Source organism: Leptothoe sp. ISB3NOV94-8A, assembly GCF_043421595.1.
Classification (GTDB): domain Bacteria; phylum Cyanobacteriota; class Cyanobacteriia; order Phormidesmidales; family Phormidesmidaceae; genus Leptothoe; species Leptothoe turfae.
The window spans coordinates 6,602,381-6,625,185 of sequence record NZ_JAXSQW010000001.1 but is presented as its reverse complement, the minus strand read 5'-3'; the positions used below and the strand labels follow the sequence as shown (position 1 = coordinate 6,625,185).

General features: G+C 48.3%; 21 protein-coding genes. 15 read left to right on the top strand and 6 right to left on the bottom strand.

The annotated features are described in order from the left end of the window. Positions 1-29: 29 nt before the first annotated feature. Complete coding sequence (locus tag SPB21_RS28480; protein WP_499868383.1) at positions 30-1,535, top strand: DUF697 domain-containing protein; 1,506 nt, start codon at positions 30-32, stop codon at positions 1,533-1,535. A gap of 146 nt (positions 1,536-1,681) precedes the next feature. Here the strand turns inward: SPB21_RS28480 and SPB21_RS28475 are convergent, their stop codons facing one another. After that, a complete protein-coding gene (locus tag SPB21_RS28475) occupies positions 1,682-2,074 on the bottom strand; it encodes a 4a-hydroxytetrahydrobiopterin dehydratase (protein WP_163660676.1) in 393 nt (130 codons plus the stop codon). A gap of 144 nt (positions 2,075-2,218) precedes the next feature. Between SPB21_RS28475 and psbP the strand changes: the two genes are divergently transcribed. Both psbP and SPB21_RS28465 read left to right on the top strand, forming a co-directional pair. Then, positions 2,219-2,767, top strand: coding sequence for a photosystem II reaction center PsbP (psbP, locus tag SPB21_RS28470; protein WP_163660674.1), 549 nt, complete (start codon positions 2,219-2,221; stop codon positions 2,765-2,767). 3 nt (positions 2,768-2,770) lie between these two features. Continuing rightward, positions 2,771-3,361, top strand: coding sequence for a Maf family protein (locus SPB21_RS28465; protein WP_163660672.1), 591 nt, complete (start codon positions 2,771-2,773; stop codon positions 3,359-3,361). Between the two features lie 29 nt (positions 3,362-3,390). Here the strand turns inward: SPB21_RS28465 and SPB21_RS28460 are convergent, their stop codons facing one another. The 4 genes from SPB21_RS28460 to SPB21_RS28445 form a co-directional block, all read right to left on the bottom strand. Next, entirely contained in the window at positions 3,391-5,754 is a 2,364-nt protein-coding gene (locus SPB21_RS28460) for a heavy metal translocating P-type ATPase (RefSeq protein ID WP_499868381.1), read from the bottom strand. Between the two features lie 158 nt (positions 5,755-5,912). Beyond that, positions 5,913-7,040, bottom strand: a complete 1,128-nt coding sequence (locus SPB21_RS28455; protein ID WP_163660670.1) for a CO2 hydration protein — start codon at positions 7,038-7,040, stop codon at positions 5,913-5,915. Between the two features lie 8 nt (positions 7,041-7,048). Next, positions 7,049-8,626, bottom strand: coding sequence for an NADH-quinone oxidoreductase subunit M (locus tag SPB21_RS28450; RefSeq protein ID WP_499868379.1), 1,578 nt, complete (start codon positions 8,624-8,626; stop codon positions 7,049-7,051). A gap of 10 nt (positions 8,627-8,636) precedes the next feature. Continuing rightward, positions 8,637-10,472 (bottom strand): NAD(P)H-quinone oxidoreductase subunit F, encoded by a 1,836-nt coding sequence (locus SPB21_RS28445; protein WP_163661709.1) that lies wholly within the window; start codon positions 10,470-10,472, stop codon positions 8,637-8,639. Positions 10,473-11,155: 683 nt separating this feature from the next. On the opposite strand from SPB21_RS28445, the gene SPB21_RS28440 reads away from it, so the two are divergent. The 6 genes from SPB21_RS28440 to ccmO all read left to right on the top strand — a co-directional run bounded on the left by SPB21_RS28440 (position 11,156) and on the right by ccmO (position 15,993). Further along, positions 11,156-11,464: a carbon dioxide-concentrating mechanism protein CcmK gene (locus SPB21_RS28440; RefSeq protein WP_006518194.1), complete on the top strand. Its 309-nt coding sequence runs from the start codon at positions 11,156-11,158 to the stop codon at positions 11,462-11,464. A gap of 56 nt (positions 11,465-11,520) precedes the next feature. Continuing rightward, complete coding sequence (locus tag SPB21_RS28435) at positions 11,521-11,859, top strand: carbon dioxide-concentrating mechanism protein CcmK (RefSeq protein WP_006518195.1); 339 nt, start codon at positions 11,521-11,523, stop codon at positions 11,857-11,859. Between the two features lie 3 nt (positions 11,860-11,862). Continuing rightward, positions 11,863-12,165, top strand: a complete 303-nt coding sequence (gene ccmL / locus SPB21_RS28430) for a beta-carboxysome shell vertex protein CcmL (protein WP_499868376.1) — start codon at positions 11,863-11,865, stop codon at positions 12,163-12,165. 26 nt (positions 12,166-12,191) lie between these two features. Then, a complete protein-coding gene (locus SPB21_RS28425; RefSeq protein ID WP_499868375.1) occupies positions 12,192-14,201 on the top strand; it encodes a RuBisCO small subunit-like domain-containing protein in 2,010 nt (669 codons plus the stop codon). Between the two features lie 27 nt (positions 14,202-14,228). Continuing rightward, a complete protein-coding gene (ccmN, locus tag SPB21_RS28420; protein ID WP_163660664.1) occupies positions 14,229-14,942 on the top strand; it encodes a beta-carboxysome scaffolding protein CcmN in 714 nt (237 codons plus the stop codon). Between the two features lie 199 nt (positions 14,943-15,141). Next, on the top strand, positions 15,142-15,993 hold the full coding sequence (gene ccmO, locus SPB21_RS28415) for a beta-carboxysome assembly protein CcmO (RefSeq protein ID WP_163660662.1): 852 nt from the start codon (positions 15,142-15,144) through the stop codon (positions 15,991-15,993). 204 nt (positions 15,994-16,197) lie between these two features. Here the strand turns inward: ccmO and SPB21_RS28410 are convergent, their stop codons facing one another. Continuing rightward, positions 16,198-16,656, bottom strand: a complete 459-nt coding sequence (locus SPB21_RS28410; RefSeq protein ID WP_163660660.1) for a DM13 domain-containing protein — start codon at positions 16,654-16,656, stop codon at positions 16,198-16,200. A 321-nt stretch (positions 16,657-16,977) separates the two neighbouring features. Here SPB21_RS28410 and SPB21_RS28405 point away from each other — a divergent pair, with 321 nt between their 5' ends. The 6 genes from SPB21_RS28405 (at position 16,978) to SPB21_RS28380 (ending at position 22,800) form a co-directional block, all read left to right on the top strand. Continuing rightward, positions 16,978-17,718: a PspA/IM30 family protein gene (locus tag SPB21_RS28405; protein WP_163702521.1), complete on the top strand. Its 741-nt coding sequence runs from the start codon at positions 16,978-16,980 to the stop codon at positions 17,716-17,718. Between the two features lie 247 nt (positions 17,719-17,965). Next, entirely contained in the window at positions 17,966-19,507 is a 1,542-nt protein-coding gene (locus SPB21_RS28400) for an OmpA family protein (protein WP_499057032.1), read from the top strand. A 59-nt stretch (positions 19,508-19,566) separates the two neighbouring features. Then, the gene (locus SPB21_RS28395) at positions 19,567-21,348 is read left to right on the top strand and encodes a hypothetical protein (RefSeq protein ID WP_499868372.1); all 1,782 of its coding nucleotides are present in this window, start codon (positions 19,567-19,569) and stop codon (positions 21,346-21,348) included. A 233-nt stretch (positions 21,349-21,581) separates the two neighbouring features. After that, entirely contained in the window at positions 21,582-22,289 is a 708-nt protein-coding gene (locus SPB21_RS28390) for a TIGR02466 family protein (RefSeq protein WP_499868371.1), read from the top strand. A gap of 7 nt (positions 22,290-22,296) precedes the next feature. Continuing rightward, positions 22,297-22,440: a hypothetical protein gene (locus tag SPB21_RS28385; RefSeq protein ID WP_499868370.1), complete on the top strand. Its 144-nt coding sequence runs from the start codon at positions 22,297-22,299 to the stop codon at positions 22,438-22,440. 129 nt (positions 22,441-22,569) lie between these two features. Next, entirely contained in the window at positions 22,570-22,800 is a 231-nt protein-coding gene (locus SPB21_RS28380; RefSeq protein ID WP_163702517.1) for a hypothetical protein, read from the top strand. The last annotated feature ends 5 nt before the right edge of the window (positions 22,801-22,805 follow it).

Here is a 22,805-nt window from a genome sequence, read left to right as displayed (position 1 = left end):
GAGCAATCAGCTCTAAGCACACCTAAACCATGACCGATCCCGCCTTGATTCAGGAAACATTTACTAATGTCAGCACTGCGTCCCAGAGGATTGCAGAGACTACAGTCCAGCCCCTTGTCGAGAGGGCCCGCGACAGTTTGCGACAAACAATTGATCGCTATATTCCACAGCTAGAGCTAACTCGCTCCGATGCCGACGAACTCAAACGTCAGGCTGCCGTTAAGGCCGGTATTGCTCAGCTGACAACCCTATTAAACAAGCTAGATAGCACCCTACTTCGGGTCGCCGTATTTGGTCTAGTCAGTCGCGGTAAGTCAGCTGTACTCAATGCTTTGATCGGCGAAAAAATCCTTGAAACAGGGCCTCTAAATGGTGTTACCCAATGGCCTCGGTCTCTCTATTGGACACCGTCCACATCTGAGGGAGAAACAACTCTCAAAATCGAACTTATTGATACGCCCGGCCTAGATGAAATAGAAGGAGCTGAACGGGGACAAGTCGCGCAAGATGTGGCCCAACAAGCTGATTTAATCTTATTTGTAGTGGCAGGTGATATTACACGCACTGAGTACACAGCTCTACAAACGCTGCACGAAACCCGTAAACCATTGCTGTTAGTTTTTAATAAAACGGATCTCTATCCAGACATAGACCGTCAGGCTGTTTACGACAATCTCCAGCACCTTAAATGTCAACTAGCGTCTGATGAAGACACTAGAGACGAGACCAATGACACAACAACCATTAAATCATCGGACGTTCCCATCGTAGACGACGTTATCCTGGTGGCTGCAGACCCTGCCCCTCTGAAGGTGCGTGTAGAGTGGCCAGATGGTCATGTCACTGAAGAATGGGAAACCTCTGCACCAGAAATTGAGCCTCTCACAACAGCGCTGATCGATCTTCTTCAAGCGGAAGGTCAGACATTAGTCGCCCTCAATACTTTGCATCAAGCAAATCAAGTCAACACCAACTTAGCCAAAGCAACCGCAGAGTTAAACCAGACTGCAGCCGATAACATCATCTTGCAATTTGCAAAATACAAGTCTGCTGCGGTGGCTTTGAACCCTGTCGCCGTGCTGGATCTCCTAGGCGGTGTGGCCTCTGACCTGGTTATGATCCGTAACTTGGCCAAACTTTACGGCTTTCCCATGACTAGTTTTGAAGCTAGCAAACTATGGCAAGCAATTGTCCGCAGTTCTGGCACACTACTTTTAAGTGAACTAGGCAGCGGATTGCTCCTAGGTCTTGGCAAAAGTGGAGCTGCCCTATGGAGCATGATCGATGGCTCTGCTGGATTAACCGCCTATGCTGGCGCAATGGGAGCCCAAGCGGCAGCGGCAGGCTATGGCACTTACGCTGTTGGCCAGGCTGCCCGTGTTTATCTAGAACAAGGTTGTTCTTGGGGACCTCAAGGCATTAAGACCCTGATGCACATTATTGTAGAAAATGCCAATACAGATTCTGTCCTTGAGCGGCTGCAACAAGAAGTCCGACTATCAATAGAAGAAGACATTAAGCAACGGGCTCAATAGTCACATTTTAAGTTTAATGTCTAGCTTTCTAACAAAGTCTGTATCAATCACATGACAAGGGATAAGAATGCCTCCTATTAAAGGCTAGACCAAAGTAGATAAACGAGCAAAACCATGGCTTCTCAAGGACACAATCACGATAATGATTAAAGTTGAGAGATTTGTCGGGCAAGCTGAAAGTCCAAGTCTGTTAAACCCTGAGCATCATGGGTCGTTAGCTCCAGTGAAACTCGGTTGTAGCTGATACTAATATCAGGATGGTGATTAAGTTGTTCAGCAGGCTCAACTAAATTGTTGACAAACGTGATTGCCGCAACAAAATCTTCAAATGTTCGAGTATAGAATAATGTGTTGCCATCTGTTGTCCAGTTTGGTAAATTTCCTATGCGGAGTTTGACCTCCAATGGACTTAGACGGGTCAGGTTATTTTTAGTGCTCACAACAGAATGCTCACTGCCCTCAACTAGCTTGGGAAAGATCGCAAGTATCTCTTGGGCACCAACATTCGCAATTATCAAAGCATTAAGAATACAATTCATTGAACTCAACCGCATTAGCATTGGTATAGTGATTGACTCAACAGCAGGGGACGATGCTCCCCCTGCAAAGGGTACAAAGACCTTCCACAAAATGCGACAATGGAAATTGTCAATTCTTTTTACATTAATTAACTGGTATTCCCAATGCTAAAGCGACTAGCTGCTCTGATGATTGTGTTTGCCACGATGTTTGGCCTCCAGGCCTGTAGCGGTTCGGCTCCTGTGAGTTTGCTGAACTACGTTAATAGCTATCAGGGCTATCAGTTCAGCTATCCAACTGGCTGGGTAGAAGTTAAGGTATCCGGTGGACCAGATGTTGTATTTCACGACATCATTAACGTAACTGAGAACGTTAGCGTCGTTGTGAGCCCAGTGGCAGAGGGCAAAACCCTGGAAGAATTGGGTGGCCCCACTGAAGTTGGCTACAAGTTATCTAAAAGCATCACAGAGATGGCTGGTGATAGTCGCAATGTGGAACTTATTAATGCTCAAAATATAGAGACTGACGAGGGTAAAATCTATTACATTCTGGAGTATTTAGCGACCACATCCGAAGGGCAACGCCATAATCTAGCTAGTGCCATCGTACGTCGTGGTCAGCTATTTACATTTAATGCATCTGTTCCCGAAGCTCGCTGGAAGCGCCTTAAGAATTCAATCACTCAGTCGGTAGCGTCATTCTCGGTTTACTAGACAATGTCTGCTCCTCAGTTTGTCCTAGCGTCAGCCTCCTCAGCACGACGTCAGCTTCTTTTAAATGCCGGGGTTCAGCCTTTTGTATCCCCCAGCAAGTTTGATGAGGATCAAATTACCCTAAGTGAGCCAGGTGCATTGGTAAAGGCTCTATCCTTGGGCAAGGCAGAAGCTGTCGCGCCTTTGTTTCCAAATGCAGTGGTGTTAGGATGCGATTCAGTCCTAGCATTTGATGGGGCCATTTACGGTAAGCCTGAAACACCAGAAGATGCTGTCAAACGCTGGTGGAAGATGCGCGGTAAAGTGGGCGAGTTATTTACTGGCCACACACTAATATCTCCGCAGGCAGCGAAAACGTTAACTCGATGTCAGGTGACTCGGGTTTATTTTGCCTGGGTTAGCGATCGCGAAATTGAGGACTATGTGGCCACAGGCGAACCAATGCATTGTGCCGGTGCTTTTACCATCGATGGCAAAGGTGGCTTTTTTGTGGAAAAGCTAGAGGGTTGCCATACCAATGTCATCGGTCTGAGTATGCCGATGCTACGTGACATGCTGGGATCCTTAGGGTATCGGGTGACGGATTTTTGGTAAGGCCAAAAAATTGCGGTTTGAGTTCGATATTAAACACTCTCCCTTAACTGCCAGCGCAACAGCAGAGAATTAAGCACTACGCTAATCGAACTAAACGCCATGAAACCACCTGCATAGCCAGGGCTCAAGGCAATTTCAAAGTTCGGCAACAAAATGCCCGCCGCCAGGGGAATACAAATCAGGTTATAGCCAAAGGCCCAGGCTAAGTTCTGACGAATTTTATTAAAGGTGCTGCGACTGAGTTCCAGGGCAGCTGACACATCGTTTAGGTCATCACGCATCAGCACAACATCAGCGGTTTCCATAGCAATGTCAGTGCCTGAGTGCATGGCGATACCGACGTCAGCCTGGGCCAGGGCAGGCGCATCATTGATGCCATCACCCACAAAGCCAACACAGTGCCCCGCTTGCTGTAGCTTTTCAATGGCATTGACTTTGTCGGCTGGTGTCATGCTGCCTTCTGACACAGCAATCCCTACATCCATGGCTAATCGATGGGCAACGGCTGGTCGATCACCACTCAGGAGCTGGAGCTGAAGGTTTTTGCGGTGGAGTTGTTCAATCACTGATTTGGCTTCCTCACGGGAGCGATCAGCCGCGGCCAGTAGGCCCACCAATTGATGATCAACAGCGATATAAACCAAAGTTTTACCCTCAACACTCAAGGTATTGGCAACATCACTAGCCATATCAGTGGCGATATTAGCTTGAGCTAACCAGGCGGCATTGCCGAGGTGGAGCGTTTGATTGCCTAACTGTGCAACAACTCCACGTCCCGGAGTTGTTGCGCTATCTGTCACGTTAGTTAAAGGAAGCTGTCGCTGAGCAGCCTCGTTGAGAATGGCTTCGGCTAAAGGATGGCGGGTTCCTTGCTCAACACTAGCTGCTAGACGAATCACATCATCCTCAGTCAAGCTGGCGTCATAGCTAATGCAGTCAGTCACCCAGGGCTGCCCTGTTGTCAGGGTGCCGGTCTTGTCAAAAATGATGGTATCTAAATGATGGGCCGTTTCTAGAACATCACCACCACGCACCAATAACCCCCTCTGGGCTCCAATGCCAGACCCCACTAGAATCGCCATGGGAGTAGCCAATCCTAATGCACAGGGACAGGCGATCACGACAACGGCAATGGCTAATTTCAGACTTACCAACAGCCTTGAAGTTTCTATCACAAGGTGACTGTGATGGACATGGTGCGGATTGAGAGCCGCTTGGATCGCATCAGGCCAGATGGTAAATCCAACGCCGTACCAAAAGCAAAATGTCAGTAGAGCGAGGATTAAAATCCCATAGGTGAAGTAACCGGATAAGGTATCTGCTAAGCCCTGTATGGGGGCTTTACGCGTTTGAGCAGATTCAACCAGACTGACCATCTGGGCCAGGGTACTATCTGAGCCAGTGCGGCTGACTCTAATAGAAATCGCACTCGACTGGTTTAAGGTACCGCCGATTACGGGATCACCAATCTGCTTCATGACAGGCAATGCTTCTCCAGTGACCATTGCCTCATTAATGGTGGTTTGCCCCGCCTCAATCTCCCCATCTACTGGGATTTTATCGCCAGGCAAAACTTGGATGATGTCATCGACCTGCACTTGATTAATGGGAATCTCGACATTGTCGCCTGGTGAATCACCTATCACCAGGCGAGCGCCCTGGGGTTGCAGTGCAATCAAACTACGAAGAGCCTCAGTGGCTCGAAAGCGAGCACGTTCTTCTAACGTACGCCCTAACAAAATAAAGCTGAGCAACATGACGGGCTCATCAAAAAAGCACTCCCAGCCTAATTTTGGAAAGACTAAGGCCACAACGCTAGCGGTATAGGCACTCAGAGCACCAATACTCACTAGAGTATTCATGTTAGGACGGGCACGACGTGCTCCCTGCCAGCCATCTTGTAGAATTGCTCGCGCAGGCCCCACTAAGGTGAGGGTGGCTAATGCAAAGTGAAAGCTCAGGCTGCTGAGAATAGGTCCTGAAAAACTGCTATCTGGATCGCCCACATGTTCTATGTGACCAAGGATTGAAAGGGCTAAGAGAGTAAGTGCGATCGCAACCCGCCATACCTGTCCTTGCTGCTCGGCCTCTTGCTGCTCAGCCCAATTGCCAGGGTCTTCGCCTTGCCGTACCTGGCTGGGGAAACCGGCATCTGTGAGTACAGTTGCCAGCCGTTCAGGTTTAACAATCTCTGCCTGATATTGGATGGCTGCTGCCTTGGTGACCAAATTCACGGTCGCTGTCGCCACACCGTCACATTGACGCAGGTGGGTTTCCACTGCCCGCACACACCCAGCACACATCATGCCGTCTACATTTAGGACAGTAACCGCTGGGGGCAGTAGTTCAGACGCCGATGTTGCAAGAGAAGGCGGTGAAACCGTTGAAGACATAACTAGATAGAAAGCAGACCATTTGAGCCTAACGTCGATCACCGAGATTTGGCGTAGGACTCATAAACTCTCAAGAAAAATTTTCAACCACCGCAATCATGTAGGGATATCCCATGGCACACCCCTACATGATTTCTCTAATGAGCTTGACCTAAATTCTATGGAGTCTGAACCTGTTCTAATTGGGAGGGAACCAGACGATCCAGCCAGTTCAGTAGAAACTCCCGATTGGCAGCAATATCTTCAGGTGCCGTTGCATCAGCTCCTTTGGGTAATAGCCCAATCAAAGCTGCATTGGTCACACAGAACATAGAACGCTGAAAACTAGCGCAAATTTTGACCCGCACGTCTCCCAAACCGCGTTCGGTCTTGAGGTAATGCTCTTCCAAATAGTCCGGCAGATGACGGAACATATCTTGCATCAATAATGTGGGAGGAATACCGCTACCCCCAACGGGTACCGGATCAGCATACAGTGCACCATAGGCAAAGCGGCTCTTATCCGGAGAAATTTGCTGAGCTTGGGCGTTATAGGAAACCGTCCCCAAGAAAGGCAGTCCCCGGAAGAAAATAGATTCTACATAGGGAATGGCCGTGTCAGGCAAGAAAGTTAGACCAGCAGAGGCAGGCAAAATATCATAGGTTTTGCCACCAATTTCAACACTGTAGGTAATGGGTCGGCCCGCATCAGCCACCAGGCCATCCTTGATATAGTCGACGATCTGGGGAATATGCTTAATTTCTCCCCGACGATAACGAGCTGCTAACGACGTGAAAATATCGCTCATCACTCGCCAGAATTGTCCCAACCCACTGTAGTAGGAAAGCTGACGAATTTGTTCAATCAGAAACTCAGGAAATACTTTATGGAAAAGCTGTAGCACCGGGTTGTATTTGATTTTGGCTGCGATCGCAGTCTGACAATTTTCCCGAAACTCATCCGTATCCAAATAGGCATCTAACCCGCCACCACCGTGCCACATCATGGCTCTCATGATGTATTCGGCATACTCATAGTTAATGCGATCATGGCAAAAATGTCGCCACATTCTTGCAGGGTTAATCTCTCCATCAAAGTATTTGAACACTGGAAATAGGTTCAAAAACTGATGATCGGCAATGTGAATCAGGTTAATGGAATAGTAATCCAACACAATGCCATAACTATCGAGGGCACCCATCACATGAACTACATTATCCGGAGTATCCGGCAACAAGGTACCACCTGACAGCAGGCGGTCAGCATAGTGGGCAAATGGATGAATATCTTTCAATTGAGAAGGCATAGTTTGGATCATAAGGCACAGTCCTCATCCGAACAGCTAGCTAAATCTGTAGAAGGATTTTCAAGCGGCATTATCGCCAGATGAGCCGACGACAGCTCTAACTTAATTGGCATCGCCTCATACATGGACGTTGTTGTCGGCTCAATCCAACGAGTCATCCAGCTGGGGCTCAAACCAAACATAAACAACAAACCCACTAAAACCAAAGCAGGCATTCGGTCTTGCCAAGTGACCACAGGTAAAACAGGATCTTGTTCTAAAGCTTGGTTTTTAGTTGTCGCTAAACGCCCAAAGAACGCACGATTTACCAACAGCAAAAAATACACTGCCGTGAGACCAGACCCCAGTAAACATAAAAGAGTTTGAGGGGCAAAACTCGCAAAGCTGCCACGATAGACAATAAATTCAGAGATAAAGCCCACCATACCAGGGATACCAGCACTAGCCATCACTGCCAGCACCATAACGCTACCAATTATGGGCAAACCTCGTTCTGGATTTAACAGACCTCGCAGTACAGTCAAATCACGCGTTCCCGTTTTCTTGTAAACCACGCCAACTGCTAAAAAAAGCAATGCTGAAATAAAGCCATGGCTCACCATCTGAAAAACAGTACCGACAAAGCTGAGAGGATTAGACGCCGAAGCCGCTAACAACACATAGCCCATATGACCTACTGAACTATAGGCCACCATTTTCTTCATGTCAGTTTGGGCAATAGCTGCCAGTGAGCCATAGAGAACACTCACAACAGCCCACCAGGCAAGGTAGGGAGCTAGATCCACCCAAACCTCGGAAAAGGTAACCACACCAAATCGAAAAAGACCGTAGGTACCTAACTTAAGCAACACACCAGCCAACAGCACAGAGATGGGTGTGGACGCCTGCACGTGGGCATCGGGTAACCACGTGTGAAGTGGAAAGAGAGGAATTTTAATACCAAAACCAATGAGCAGCGCCGCTAACAAAACTGCCTGTTGAATCCAGGGCAACCCATGGCCCATGGTCGCACTGTAATCAAAGCTAGAAGACCCACTGAGCCAAACTAGACCCAGAAATGAAGCCAAAATCAAAATTCCAGAGATAGCCGTATAAATCAGAAATTTTGTAGCAGCATAGCCCCGTTGAGGTCCTCCCCAAATCGCAATCAAGAGATAGAGGGGAATCAGCTCTAGCTCATAAAAGATAAAGAAGAGCAAGAGATTTTGAGCAACAAACGCACCGGCTACGGCAAAGGTAATCATCAGCAAAAGGCAATAGTAAAGCCTGGGCCGTCGAGTGTCATCGTCGCTGGCATAGACCGAAACTAGCGACAGAAGACTATTAATAATCACTAGCGGCAACGATAAGCCATCCAGACCTAACTCATATCCCAGCCCCAACGTCTCGAGCCAAGGAAGCGACTCTTGAAACTGTAGTCCGGTAATTGTCAAATCAAACTGCGTTAGCAGATACAAGCTGACCGCAAGATTAACTAACAAGCAGCCAACGCTGACATTTTTAGCTAACTTGCTGGTTAACTTACCTGGCCAGCAGCCAACAAGAATGGCTCCCAGTAATGGAATCAATAACAGTGCACTTAGCATCAGTTTCCCCTCACCACATCGCCCATGTCATCAACAATCCCAACAGACTCACCCCCAACACGATGGTGAAAATATAACCCTGGGATTGGCCAGATATGCTGTATTTCAGACCCTCTCCACTCATCAAGGAAACCATGCCTACCAAATTAACGGCTCCATCGACCACATAGCGATCAAACCAGCTAACAACTCGGGAGAACTGACTCACTAGAAACACTACAGTGACTCGATACAGTTGTTCGGTGTAAAAATCGTTAGCCAGAAGGTCTTGCATCAGCCGCATCGGTAGCTGAGTAGAACGAGCTAAAGAACGACTTAATTGCACCGTGCAACCAAGGGCTAAACCCATGAGTCCAGATACAATCAACGAGCCGAAGACTAAAGGATGCCAATACTGCAAAGGTGGCAGCAATGACATTCGCATCAAAGCCAAGGGCAACAAAATAATAAAAATACTTAGACCGATCATGGGAGTCCCCATCAACCAGTTAACCGATGGAGAACGACGGGTTTTAGGCGTGATGTCCCCTAAGAACACCAGTCGAAATATTCGCACCAGATTAAAGACTGTTAGGGCGTTAACCAACAAGAAGACAGCGGCTAAGACAGGATGCTCGCGACGCAAAAAGTCGACACCAAGCTGTAGCGCCCAAAAACCACCAAGCGGTAACACACCAACCATGCCAGCACTACCGACAACAAACGCAATCGTGGTGGCTGGCATCCGAGACCACACTCCGCCTAGCTCTGTAATGTTCTGGCAGCTGGTGTTATTAATAATTGCCCCCGTGCTCATAAACAGCAAGGCTTTTGCCACAGCATGGGTAAATAACAAACCAATGGCAACACCAGGCCACTCAGCCCCCACGGCGATGAAAACCAAACCAATATAAGCACTGGTGGAGTAAGAAAGGGCACGCTTGAGATCGACTTGTGCGATCGCAACTAGCGAAGCTCCAATGGCCGTTGTCGTGCCAATCACGATCAAAGCCGTCAGCGCCACAGGCGACAAAATCACAATGGGCTGTAGCTTAATCAGTACATAGGCTCCGCAGGTTACCACCACCGAATTTCGAAGAATTGATGCCGGACTGGGTCCCTCCATCGCCTCATCCAACCAAAGATGAAGCGGAAACTGGGCACATTTTCCTGTAGGCCCCGCAATCAAGGCTAAGCCCAGCAATGTCGCCGCCAACGGAGTCAAATCCGCAACCTTAACCCATTCGTACAGCTCATTGTAATGGAGATCCCCAGCCCAACTAGCCAGCCCCAGAACTGCCATCAACAACAGAATGTCTCCGACCCGCTTGGTGAGGAATGCATCTCTAGCTGCCTTGACCACCAGAGGCTGAGCATACCAAAAACCTACGATCAGATACGTAGATAGCGTCAGCATCTCCAGCAGGAAATAGGCCAGGAAGAAAGAACCGCTGAGTAAAACACCATTGACAGCCCCTTCGAAAAATCCCAAGAGAGAAAAGAAACGAGCTAGGGCCCAATCCTTTTCCATATATCCCAAACCATAGATTTGAGCCAACAACGCCAACCCCGTCGACAGCTCCATCGCCCCCAGGTTGAGCACCGACAGATCTAGATCAAAACTCAGCGAGAGATCAGCAACCTGCAACCACGGAAAATGCAGCTCAACTGAGCCCACATTCCAAATGCCCATAAAAATACAAGTGCCATGGGCAAATGCGAGGGCGGTCATAAACATATTGATGTAAACCGCTGGCCTGGGCCCCGTCCGCTGCACTAGGCCCATAGACCAAGGCAACGCCAAAATCACCCCCAAAAACCCATAAATCGGGATCAGCCAACCTAATTCAATCAGAGACTGCATCATTGCCATCAAAGAGCCCACCGGCAAACCATAAAACACCCTAAGCATCGAGCCAATCTACCAACACTCTCAGCGTCAGCTCCTCGGACTTTAACAACCCAAGAATTTTCGACACAGCTTTGCCCGGAATCATCCTCACTTACTAATGTGTGGATAGTCACAATACCAGGCATGTGAAAGACTCAAAAATTGGATTCAATTGCAACCCTTAGCCCAGATAAAAATCTATGACTAGTTTTAAGATTACTTATATTTCTTAATGGTACCTGATGAGTTACCCCAATAAGAGCCTTTCTGGATTCATGAATAATCTTCAATGATTGGCTAAGAACCATTGAAATATGTCAGCGTTAATTCATCCAAGAAACCCTACAGCCGATACCATAAGCACAAATACCCAGCACGCTGCATCACTTATATTTCAACAGGAAGCAACTATTTAGTTACGTTCCGTAGCAAATGGTTATCAGTTTTTATAATGCTTAACATTAGAAACAATCATTGAGACTTATATTGTCAAACTGCTAGCCCCCTCGTATTCTGAATTGTAGTCATGGAGTTATTGCAGACTAACGGTTTGCAAGGTACATCTCGCTGTGTGAAGTAATTCGAAAAGAATTCTTAATTTCATCTGGCCGAGATATAAATGCTTGAACTAAAGCTGTTTTTCTAGGAGATTTACGACAATGCCGATTGCCGTAGGAATGATTGAGACTCGCGGTTTTCCCGCTGTTGTAGAAGCTGCTGACGCGATGGTTAAGGCCGCGCGTGTAACCCTAGTTGGCTACGAAAAAATTGGTAGCGGTCGCGTGACCGTTATCGTTCGTGGCGACGTATCTGAGGTTCAGGCGTCAGTTGCTGCCGGTATCGAGTCTGCTAAGCGTGTAAATGGTGGTGAGGTTCTATCAACTCACATCATCGCTCGCCCCCACGAGAACCTGGAGTTTGTACTGCCCATTCGCTACACCGAAGCAGTCGAACAGTTTAGAACCTAGGCTTCTTGATTTCGATTACCCAAGTCCAGATAGATAGCATACCAAGGTAAAAATCGATGGCAATCGCAGTAGGAATGGTTGAGACCCTGGGTTTCCCAGCGGTAGTTGAGGCAGCCGACGCCATGGTGAAGGCAGCCCGTGTAACCCTAGTTGGCTACGAAAAAATTGGTAGTGGTCGTGTGACTGTTATCGTTCGAGGCGATGTTTCTGAAGTCCAGGCTTCTGTTGCTGCTGGCGTTGAGAACGTCAAGCGGGTTAATGGTGGCCAGACTTTGTCAACTCACATTATTGCCCGTCCTCACGAGAACCTAGAGTTCGTACTACCTATCCGCTATACCGAAGCTGTTGAGCAGTTTCGCGAGAGCGTAAGTGGTATTCGCCCCTATGGTAGATAAGGCATGCGCCTAGGGAAGGTTCGCGGCACAGTTGTTAGTACTTGCAAAGAGCCGAGCTTAACGGGCGTAAAGTTTTTACTAATTCAGTTTATTAGTGAAGACGGTGCGTTACTTCCTGACTACGAAGTTGCAGCCGATGTTGTGGGTGCCGGGCCTGGAGAATGGGTCTTGGTTACCCGCGGCAGTGCTGCTCGCCAACATGTTGGCTATAACGAGAGGCCTGTGGATGCAACTGTCGTTGCCATTGTTGACACCGTTAGTTTGGATTCTGGCTCGCTTTACAACAAACGTGAGGATTTTAGTTAATATTTTTTCTGGGAGGATATGGGCCAATGGTTAAGTCAGCCATGGCAGCATCCCCAGCCCAATATCAATCATCGGCTAAGCCGGTCATTGAACCTACTGCTTTCGTTCATTCTTTTTCTCAGGTCGTAGGTGGTGTTTATATTGGGGCCGAAGTGTCGATTGCCCCTGGCACCTCAATCCGGGCAGATGAGGGGTTGCCCTTTTACATCAGTAGTCACTGTGATATCCAAGACGGTGTTGTTATTCACGGTCTTAGTAAGGGTTGCGTACTAGGAGATAATGGCGATTCATATGCTGTTTGGCTATCGCCAAATGTCACACTCACTCATAAAGCGTTGATCCATGGTCCTGCCTATTTAGGTGAAGCCAGCTTTGTTGGTTTTAGATCAACAATTTTTAACGCTCGATTGGGTGATGGTGTCATTGTCATGATGCACGCCCTTGTTCAGGATGTTGAGGTGCCCCCAGGACGATGCGTTCCATCTGGTTCGGTAATTACAACCCAGGCTCAGGCAGATGCATTGCCCCGGGTGACTGAGGCGGATTTGGCACTCGTTCGAGACATTGTTGAGCCCCACATTGGTGAGCGTGCCCAAGAGCAAACAGCTCAATCAGGTAGCGCTTCAAAAGCGTTTAGGTATCCCGATGGTGCAGCAAATGCTGTTTCCATTCACTCTGCACGCCATTCGGCGAGTAGCTCACACACCCCATACACCATCGATAACGTTGGTATAGATACTATGCAAGCACTAGCACCCGAAATTGTTCAACAGGTTCGTCAGTTTTTAGCGCAGGGCTACAAAGTTGGCTCAGAGTATGCCGACAAGCGCCGCTACCGCAGTGGTGTTTGGCAGAGCTGCCCAATCGTGCAATCTAGCCGTGAAGGTGAAATTCTTTCATCTCTAGAGCGCTGCATGGCTGAGCATCAGGGCAGCTATGTGCGTATCTTTGGTATCGACCCGGTCGGGAAGCGCCGTGTGGGCATGATCACTGTGCAACGTCCTGACGGCCAGCCTGTCGCTGCTAGTAAGCGTTCTATGGGGACTGCCCCTACTGCTACCCCAGCCAGTAACGGTGCGCCTGTGGGTGGAGATATTGCTAGTCAAGTGAGCGCCTGGCTGCGTCAGGGCTACAAGATTGGTACTGAGCATGCCGATCGACGCCGTTACCGCAGTGGTGTTTGGCAGACTTGCAGTCCTATCCAAACTACTCATGCATCTGAAGCCATTGCGGCTTTAGAAGCTTGTATGACCGAACATGCTGGTGAGTATGTACGCATGTTTGGCATTGACCCCATTGCTAAGTGTCGAGTATCTCCTGTTACGATTCAACGAGGCGATGGCAAGCCTGTCGCCCTCAGCACCGGTAGCAATGGCGCTGCAACCCCTACAGCGAGCCAGAATGGTGCATCTGTCCCGGTCACTAGCGGTGATTTAGTCCCCCAAATCCGCTCCATTTTGGCTCAGGGACAAAAAATTGGGATTGAGTTTGCCGATAAGCGCCGCTATCGCAGTGGTATCTGGCAAACGGCACCTGCTGTTTCTGCATCTAGCGAATCGGCGGCGGTAGCTGCCGTGCAGCAGGTGTTGGCAGCCCATACCAATGACTATGTGCGCATCTTTGCCATTGATCCACGAGTCAAGCAGCGTGGTCGCGCCGTTACTATTCAAAAGCCTGGACAGACACCGGTGACTTCCAACGCTACTAGCGCTCAACCCACGTCCTATGGCAGCAGCCGATCAGCGGCTAGCGCCAATGGCAACGGTAGCAGTGCTTCTGTCAGTGCGGATCTAGCCCAGCAAGTAACTCAGCTAGTCAATCAGGGCTATCGCGTTAGCACGGAATATGCCGATAAGCGTCGCTACAGCAGCGGTGCATGGCAAACCGGTGCTCCCATCAGTGGGAATCGTCCATCGGAAGTAATTTCTGCTCTGAAAGCTCAGTTGGCTGAACACTCGGGTCACTATGTGCGCCTGGTAGGTGTTGATCCCCGTGCCAAGTGTCGCGTTCTAGAAACCACCATTCAGCGTCCGTAGTTACACTTCGTATCTGAGTCCGTCGCGATGGAACCCTCGCCTCTGCATTTTGTGAGTCATACCCATTACTATCGCGGCGGCGACGTTGTTATTGATGCATCGGCAGCAATCGCACCAGGTGTAGTCTTCAGAGCTGCATCTAATGCGGCGATTCGCATTGGCCCTGGTGTTTGTGTTGGTGCTGGTGTGGTGATCCAGGCAAAGCAGGGTTGTGTATATGTTGAGGCTGGGGCAAGTTTGGGGACAGGGGTGTTGATTGTCGGCCACGGTTATGTGGGTAAAGGCGCTTGTGTGGGACCGTCTAGCACACTAATTAATCCTGCGATCGCACCCAACACCATTATTCCTTCTTGCTCTTTAGTAGAAGCGCAGGCATCTCAGGCATCTCAACCAACAACTGCGGCTCCTGACAATGGTGAGTCTACCCCTTCTAGCTTTCAGCCGCCTAACTTTCAGGCTGAAAACAACCCTGTACCCTCGATGCCAATGCCGCCGAGGACTACGTCAACGGTTCAGCCTCAATCTGTGTCACCTAAGGCTGTCAATGTGCCTAATGTCGAGCCCCCAGTCGCCCCATCAAATGCATCTAGCGGGAACGATACATCAACCATGGCGGCTGCTGCCCCTAACGCTCATGTCTATGGCCGTGATCATCTAAATAGCTTACTATCAGCGCTTTTTCCCCATAGACAACCGCTCGATAATGGCGATTCTAGTGGTCAATCTGAAAAAGGCTCTTAAAATAGAGGATAATAAATAGCTGTTTTCTATACAAGTCAGACAAAATATTTCTCTCACAAAAGTTTTTAAGATCCCATCAAAAGATTAGTAAGTGACATCGTTTTTAGCAGACCCTATTTAAACTTTCACCTTAGAGTGTTGATATAACCTCAACTACCACAAGCACCCAAGGGCTCTCCAACGCTACTTGAGACTCACAATGCCAGTAGACTTTTCCGCTCTCGCTAGTTCCAATGATAAAGCTATGTCGTTACTGCGGCGGGTAAAGGACTCAGCTTTAGGTGTGGTTTCAACAACGAGTTTTCCAGCCATCATCGGTGTTGCTGATGCCATGATCAAGTCGTCTGATGTGTATTTAGTGGGCTACGAAAAGACGGGTGGTGGCCAGTGTAGCGCTATTGTGAGGGGTGGGGTAGCAGATGTGCGCATGGCGGTGCATGCGGGTGTGGAAACGGCTAAGCGATTTGGACAATTGGTATCGTCATCGCTGATTCCTAGACCAATGGCGGATATGGAGAAGGTGCTACCCATTTTGCCCCGCCTGAGTGAGTTGGACGGTGTCGGTGAAACCCAGATGAGTAGTGGTGCCATTGGGTTATTAGAAACCCGTGGTTTTCCAGCCATGGTAGGGGCAGCCGATGCCATGACGAAATCGGCTGAAATTGAGCTAATTTCCCACGAAACCATTGGTGAAGGTCTGTGTACAATTTTGATTCGTGGGTCTCTGTCTAATGTAGCTATCGCCGTCGAAGCGGGCATGCATGAGGCTGAGCGCATTGGTGAGCTGAGTGCCGTCATGGTGATTCCGCGACCGTTGAATGATTTGGAGCGTAGCCTACCGAAGGTTAAGCAAGCGAAGAAACCTCAGAAGGTCAAGCTACCGCTGAAACTAGAAGAGCGTCAGAAGGAATTGATGCCTGCTCAAGCACCTGCTGTAGAAGTGCAAAAGCAAAAGCAGTTAGATTTACCAGAGCCGGAATTGGTGCAAGCGCAGCCACCTACGATAGATGTACAAATCCAAAAGCCATTAGATTTACCAGAGTTTGAATAGTCTGGCGAAGGAGTCCAATTATGACTCACACGATATCAATCAATCGGTTTCGACTCCGCTCAACCAGCTAATTTAGAGAAATGAGGGCGGAGCGGAGTCGTTCGCAAAGCGTCTCCCACGGAGATAGTCCGGATTGATGGATAGTTTTGTCTATTCACTTATTAGTGCAGACCTATGCCAAAAATTTTCATATCGGATTAAGCCTTAAATATCAGCGTAGCCAAAGGTAACGTTGAATTCTGCGCACCAGATGGCAACTGAACCGTATTCAGCAAGATTAATATCAGCGGGTAGAACATAGCCTTGGGAGCCTTCAAAACTCTTGAGATCACCAATGACCACGTAATCAGCTTCATCTATGCTCACAGGAACAGAATCGCCTCTGTAGAGCACTACTTGTACGTCAGGACCACGGGCTGTGTCAAACGCACCATCAAATTCGAGAATACGCTGGCCATCTTTTTCAACAATACGGGCCGTGCCAGTGGTGTCTTTGGCCTGGTCAACGGTGACAAATTGCCCCGAAGTTAGCAACGTTTTAGCCGCTCGCGTAATGCTAGGTTGAGCAGCAAAGGCATCAGCGATATTGATAGTTTGCGCAACAGGAGCGATGACGGCAGCGAGCATCAAAGCAGATAGACCTGTGGAAAGTAGATTTTTCATGGTTTACGTTCTCCTAGTGATTAAAAGCGCGATGCGCTGTGCTTCGATTACTACTATCCAGGGCATGCCTGAGTCTGAGTTGATGGGTTTCTAAGGGTTAGGTAAGGGTTTTCTGAGCCCACCTGAGCTAAGTATGTGATCGAGATCGCCAGGAACCGTGAGGAATTATATGTGAATTGTCTGAAGTAATTCCTATAGCGCGGATCCCATTGATTAGGATAGGAGCATGCTCTAATTGGCCCATGCTCAGATGGGATAACTTGATTGAATCATTGACTTAGGGCAACCGCTGTATCTGTACTATTTCCGCTGTAACGACACATGAAAAAGGCCGTTTATTGGTTGATGGGGGAGCGTGGAGGTAAGGCAACCCTGGCTGTATGGAACTGGCTATGGGGAATTTCTGAAGAAGCTCCAGGGCCAGACAGTCATGCGGATTTGGATGATGACGCGATCGCAACCGCCGAAGCTGCCATCAAACAAATGCAACAGTCAGTCAGCCAACTTGCTACAGCCACCAACCAACAATACGCCACGTTCCAACGGGAAAAAAAAATTTACTTATATAAAGTGGGCGCACTCAAGCGGGCTGAAGAATCAGCACTGAATGCCGAAAAAGAAGGACGGCATGATGACGCCGAGGCCGCTATCGCTTCAGCTATTCATCTGGAGCAGCTTTTACCTAAAGTTGAAGCCCAGGTTGAACAAGCCGAAACATTAGTCAACACATCCCTAGCCAAATTACGCCAGGAGCGAGCGCGGCTAGAACGCTACAAGAGCGATCTACAAGCCCTGAAAAATTTAACTGAGGTGAATGAAGCACTCGCGGCAATTGCAGAAACCCATAACGAACAAGATATGGCTTCTGCCCGTGCTCAGTTTGAGGCCGCCAAAAATTCCGTCCACACCCGTTACTTAGAAAAACGTGCCTTTGTAGAACTGTCGGTCAACCCAACAGAGCAAGCGATGGCAGACATTGATCCAGTTGCTCAACAGCAAGAAATTCAGAGACGTCTGCAGCAGCTCAAACAACGTCAACAAACACCTAGAGAAAACACCTAGGAAACAAAAGTACCAGATTCCAATCTTGGAAGGGAGAGACGTTGCCTTCCACGTCTCTCCGTCATCACTTTCATATTTTGTGAAGAACGAGCTGCTCAATTGAAAAATCAGAAATCATAACCGGCGTTATGGTCACCCTAACGTTAGGGTTAAATAACATAAGACCATACAGGAATTTAAGTACCATGCTGACCAAAAGTGACATGGGTTGTAGGTACTTTAGGAGAAATTACTGGAGGTAGTCTTAGTGTCAAATCGTGCAGGTGGACCCCCACCAATTGTCTATATTTTGGGTATTATTGCGATTTCTTTAGGCTTTTGGAGTCTAAAAGACACGCTATTTTCATTTGCAAACAAACCTTTGTCAGTGATCAGTAGTGACCCAGACGAACTGCTCATTCTAGGAGACACCTTCAGTGGCTACAGCACGTTTCGATCTCCGGAGTTTAATGAAGAGCTGGAAAAATCAGGTATATCTATACGCTTCGAAAATGAATTTGACCAGGGTGAACGAGCAACTCGTCTAGAAAAAGACAGTGCCGATCTCATTGTCACCACCTTGGATCAATACCTGAAGCATCAGCCAGAAGGAAAGATTGTTGGTCTGATTGATCGGACTGTGGGTGCCGATGCAGTCGTGCTAAATACACCAAAGTATTCACAATTAAAATCCCTCAATGATCTCAGTCAGCTAATCGCCCAGGGTCAGCCTCTGAGTTTGGCTTACGCAGCGGATACCCCTAGCGAGTTTTTGGCGCAAGTGCTCGACATTCGGTTTGACGGATTTAATCTGTCGGACTTCAATCAGCTGAAAGTGGCAGAAGCCTCTGAAGCCTGGCAAGAACTCCAAGATCCCAATCAAAATATTGCTGTTGCTGTCCTCTGGGAACCCTTTGTGAGCCAGGCCCGTGAGCAAGGTCACACAATTGTGCTCTCCAGTGAAGATGCGCCCAATGCCATTTTGGATGTGATTGTGGCTTCGGATGATCTCATCCAGGAAGACGAAGAAAAGCTCACAGATTTTCTATCTACCTACTATCGATGGATGGATCAGTCAGCCCGAGATAACAGTCAATTAAAAACTCTGATTCAAACCGATGGTAATTTATCAGCATCCCAGGCTGATTTAGTGATTGACGGTATTGATTTCTTTACCTCAGTGGAAGCTGGACGCTGGATGGAGGATGGCATTCTGTCAAAGCGGATTGAGGCAACAGCCGCCATTCTGGTGCTATCGGGTCAGCTGCCCCAGGTCCCTTTAGCGAATGAACTCTATAGCGATCGCTTTATTGCTGAGGCCGTAGCCAATACCCAGTCGTTGATCGAACTGGTCAAAGCTGACGATCCGGAATTAGCCACATTCCTCACTGGGGAAACCAATACCCAGCAGCCCCAGGCGCAGCAGTTGACACCTGAGACCATTCAAAGCTCTCAACCCATTGGTGATTTGGAAGTGAGGGGTGAGGTCAAGTTTGGAGTAGGGTCGGCTGCGATCGCAACCGAAGGCCAGCAAACCCTAGCCCAACTAGCCGTTGAAATCAACGAATTTAATACCGAAACGGTTGCCATTCGAGTCATTGGCCACACATCACAAACCGGCAGTGCCACACTCAACCAGCGCCTCAGCCAGCAGCGAGCCGAAGCTGTCGTGCAGTACTTAAAGAATCAAGCCGTAAATCACAATATTTTGGCCGAAGGGAAAGGCTTTAGCGAGCCGCTGTCAGGAGTCCCAGCCAACGACTCACGTAACCAGCGCACAGAAATTCGGTTAGTCCGTATTAATCAATAGCAATTTTGATTCTTTAAAAAATCAGGAGTCGGTAGTCAGCACCGTCTACCGTTAAACCCATGCACCTCGAACCACTGGTCGAAACCCATCAAGCATTATTAACAGAAGCACTAGAGATTGCCCGCTGTTTACGAAAACGTGGAGATTTCTCCAACGACACCTTTCACCAACGACAACAACAGCGACTCAAGAGTTTACATAACGAATTAGCCATCCTGCGTCGACATACCGTTCAGCACCAGGTACAAGCCATTGAGACTATTCCCACAGCTGTACGGCAGTCATTTGTCCGAGCAGCTTTGTTGAGCAAACGCTATTGCCAACTCGCTGGGCACCAATGGCAAGGGACATTATCTTCCCCCACGTTGAGCAAGCAAACTCCAGATAAGATTCCTCCTGCTCTAGAATCAGAGGCAGCTACCCTTGGCCTATGCCAACACTTTCAATTATCTGAACAAGAGCAACAAGAACTAAAAGACACATTAAAGCAGATCGATCAGCGCATTAAAGACCAAGCTGCCACTATTCAAACCGTATTACACAGTGTGGGTCTCGCCAGCATCAATGGTGCAGCCTCAATTCAGCTCAGTCGTATCCAAGCTACAGTGCTTTTCAAGCATCTCTTTGGCATTACACTGCCAGCCAACATTGTTGACATCATCTACACACCCCTGCAGATTTACTTTTGTCTGCCCACCGATCAGGCTGAAGTCTGGGCTGAAATCCCTACAGCAGAGCAACAACGCCTTTCTGAGCTATTTGAGAGAATGCAAAGCTTCAGCTTTGATCAATTTCGGCGCTTTCCCACGTTTGGCCCCTGTCAGCCTCAAAACATAGATATTGCCTGGGCTACCCCCATTGCCCAACAGTTAGGAGAATCTATAGACCACGTCATCGAAGCGTTATCCAGCTCGGTCAGTGTTCTACCCACCGCAAAAGCCGAAGCCTTTCTTATCCATGACATTTGGGGCCATTACTGGCAGCTAATGATGACTCAGTTTGAAGCAGACTATGCCAGTTTGGCCTATTGTGATGAACCTTTACGAGCCGGAGAAACAGCCTATACAGACAGTGGCCCAGTCACTTGCCGAGAGCTATTCTCCCCAGTGGCAGATGAAGTCACCTTAAATGAGAACAAGGCCCATGCCTTTTTCCATGGTGAGGTACGCCAACGATTAGGTCTGGTGTTCACCCATTTGATTGGGGAAATGATGGCGGATGTAGCTGAGTTTAAATTTATCTGGTGCAATCCCCATGCAAGCGATGAACTGCCTAGCTCATCGGCATTTAAGACAACTCCTGTCAAATTAGATCTGAGCCTAATCGATCTCGATTTCTTATTCATCAGAGTGATCAACCCTTTGATGAAAATCAACATTTCTGCACTGGAAACATCCTCCTTAGAACAGGATATTCTCTCTAACTGGAAGCATCAGGGCATCAAATCTTTTTCTTTAGAGTTACGCACCCATCTAAAACAAAAACTAAGTCGTCTCCATGAGATCTTTTTAGACAACTATCGTCAGCACTATTTATCCTCTCTCAAATCAAGCGAAGGGATCTTTTGCCAGGCTGCCACAAACCTGGTGTACCTACAAAACACAATCAACCATCTATGTGTCGACGCCTGTCGCGATGTCACCACATCCCTAGCCGATGAGTCTGCTGAGCAACCACTCTATCACGATCTGTTAATGATTTTTATTGGCTGCCATTGTTCCGGCGACGGCTATAGTCATTTCTGGCAGATGGATGCGGTATTGGCTCAGCATTTTCTGCCTTGCTGGCATTTATTGCAGGAGTGGATTGCAGGAGATGGGCAAGTAGTGAGTGATGAGTAAAGGGAGTAATAGTAAAGGGGGTAAAGAGTAGGTGTAACTGTCCCACATCTCCCGCTAGCTGAGCGAAGTCGAAGCTAAAACCCAGCCGATACATCCTTTTGACTCCACTCAAGGAACGCCTACAGAACTGATAAAGAGGCACTCTTCACCCTTCACTCTTCATCAAACCACCGGTCAAAGCTGAAGTCTGATAAGCTACTCAATCCGGATACCTTTACCCTCGAAGCTAAAAAATGCCCGTTGATACCTGGTTTCCCCTCGCTGTTTACTATGAAGATCTACCAGACGCCACAGCCCATAAAAAGCAGCTGATGGATGCAGCATTACAGTTGGAAAAAGATGGCTACGAACGGCGGGCATTTCCTGAGATGGCCTGGACGGGGGACCTGCATGGAGCAGAACAAATCCATACTGACCCCCGATTTATTTGGATTGTGGGTCAGGTAGAAGTGCATGTGCAGAGATATCTGAAAGCGCTGGGTGTGGATCTAAATCAAATTGATCTCTATATTCAGCGGGCCTGGCCTGTGGTTTCTCGCCAACAACAAGAAGTGGGTTCCCATTGTCATAATACATCCCACATTAGTGCTGTGTATTATGTATCGGTGCCGAATTCAGGTAGTGATGAGGCGGGCAGCCTGGTGTTTTTTGATGATATGCGGCCCAATGAGGTGAGCCCTGGGTTAGGTAGTGAGAACACAAACATCATTGTAGATTGGAATGATTTAAACCGGGATCAGGCGATGTATGTGCCTGTGGAAGGGCGGTTGATTTTGTTTCCTTCAAAGCAGCGTCATGGGGTGACGATGAATCATACGGAGGGAGAGCGGATTTCGTTGTCGTTTGATATTGTGCTAGCGGCAAAACCGGGAAGTGCAGCTGGATCATATGAGTTTTTATTGCCGCCGCCGGGGCAATGGAAGAGATTTGGAAAGAAGTAGCGTTCCTATGGGTAAACGTTCCCTGAGCGGAGTCGAAGGGGATGTTGGCTTCGACTCCGCTCAGCCAACGGCATCTGCACGAGCCCTGTTCGATCGTTTCAGCTATTATCCGATATCAACCCAATCGATTAATTATCCAGAGAACCTTTAATGGCAGCGACTACAGATTTACAATCAAATGTGCGGTGGCTTCGGTGATTTTCAGCATTCACAGTTAGTGAATGCTACGTCTACAATGGATGTAGGCCAATGACGACAGTCAGAATGGAGGGAACCCTACATGAAAACGATTCGTTTGAGATCCCATGTTAATGAATCCGGTTTGTTACAGGTTCAACTACCAGATCATCATAATGAAGAGGTTGAGATTCTGATTGTTTATCAACCGGTTCAGGCCACGCAAAAGCGTCAGTGGTCGCAAAAGTTTCTGGATCTGTTTGGTGCGTGGCAAGGAGAGCCTTTAGTGAGGGCACCACAAGGTAATCAGCCAGAGCGTGAGCCTCTGCTTTGAAGCGA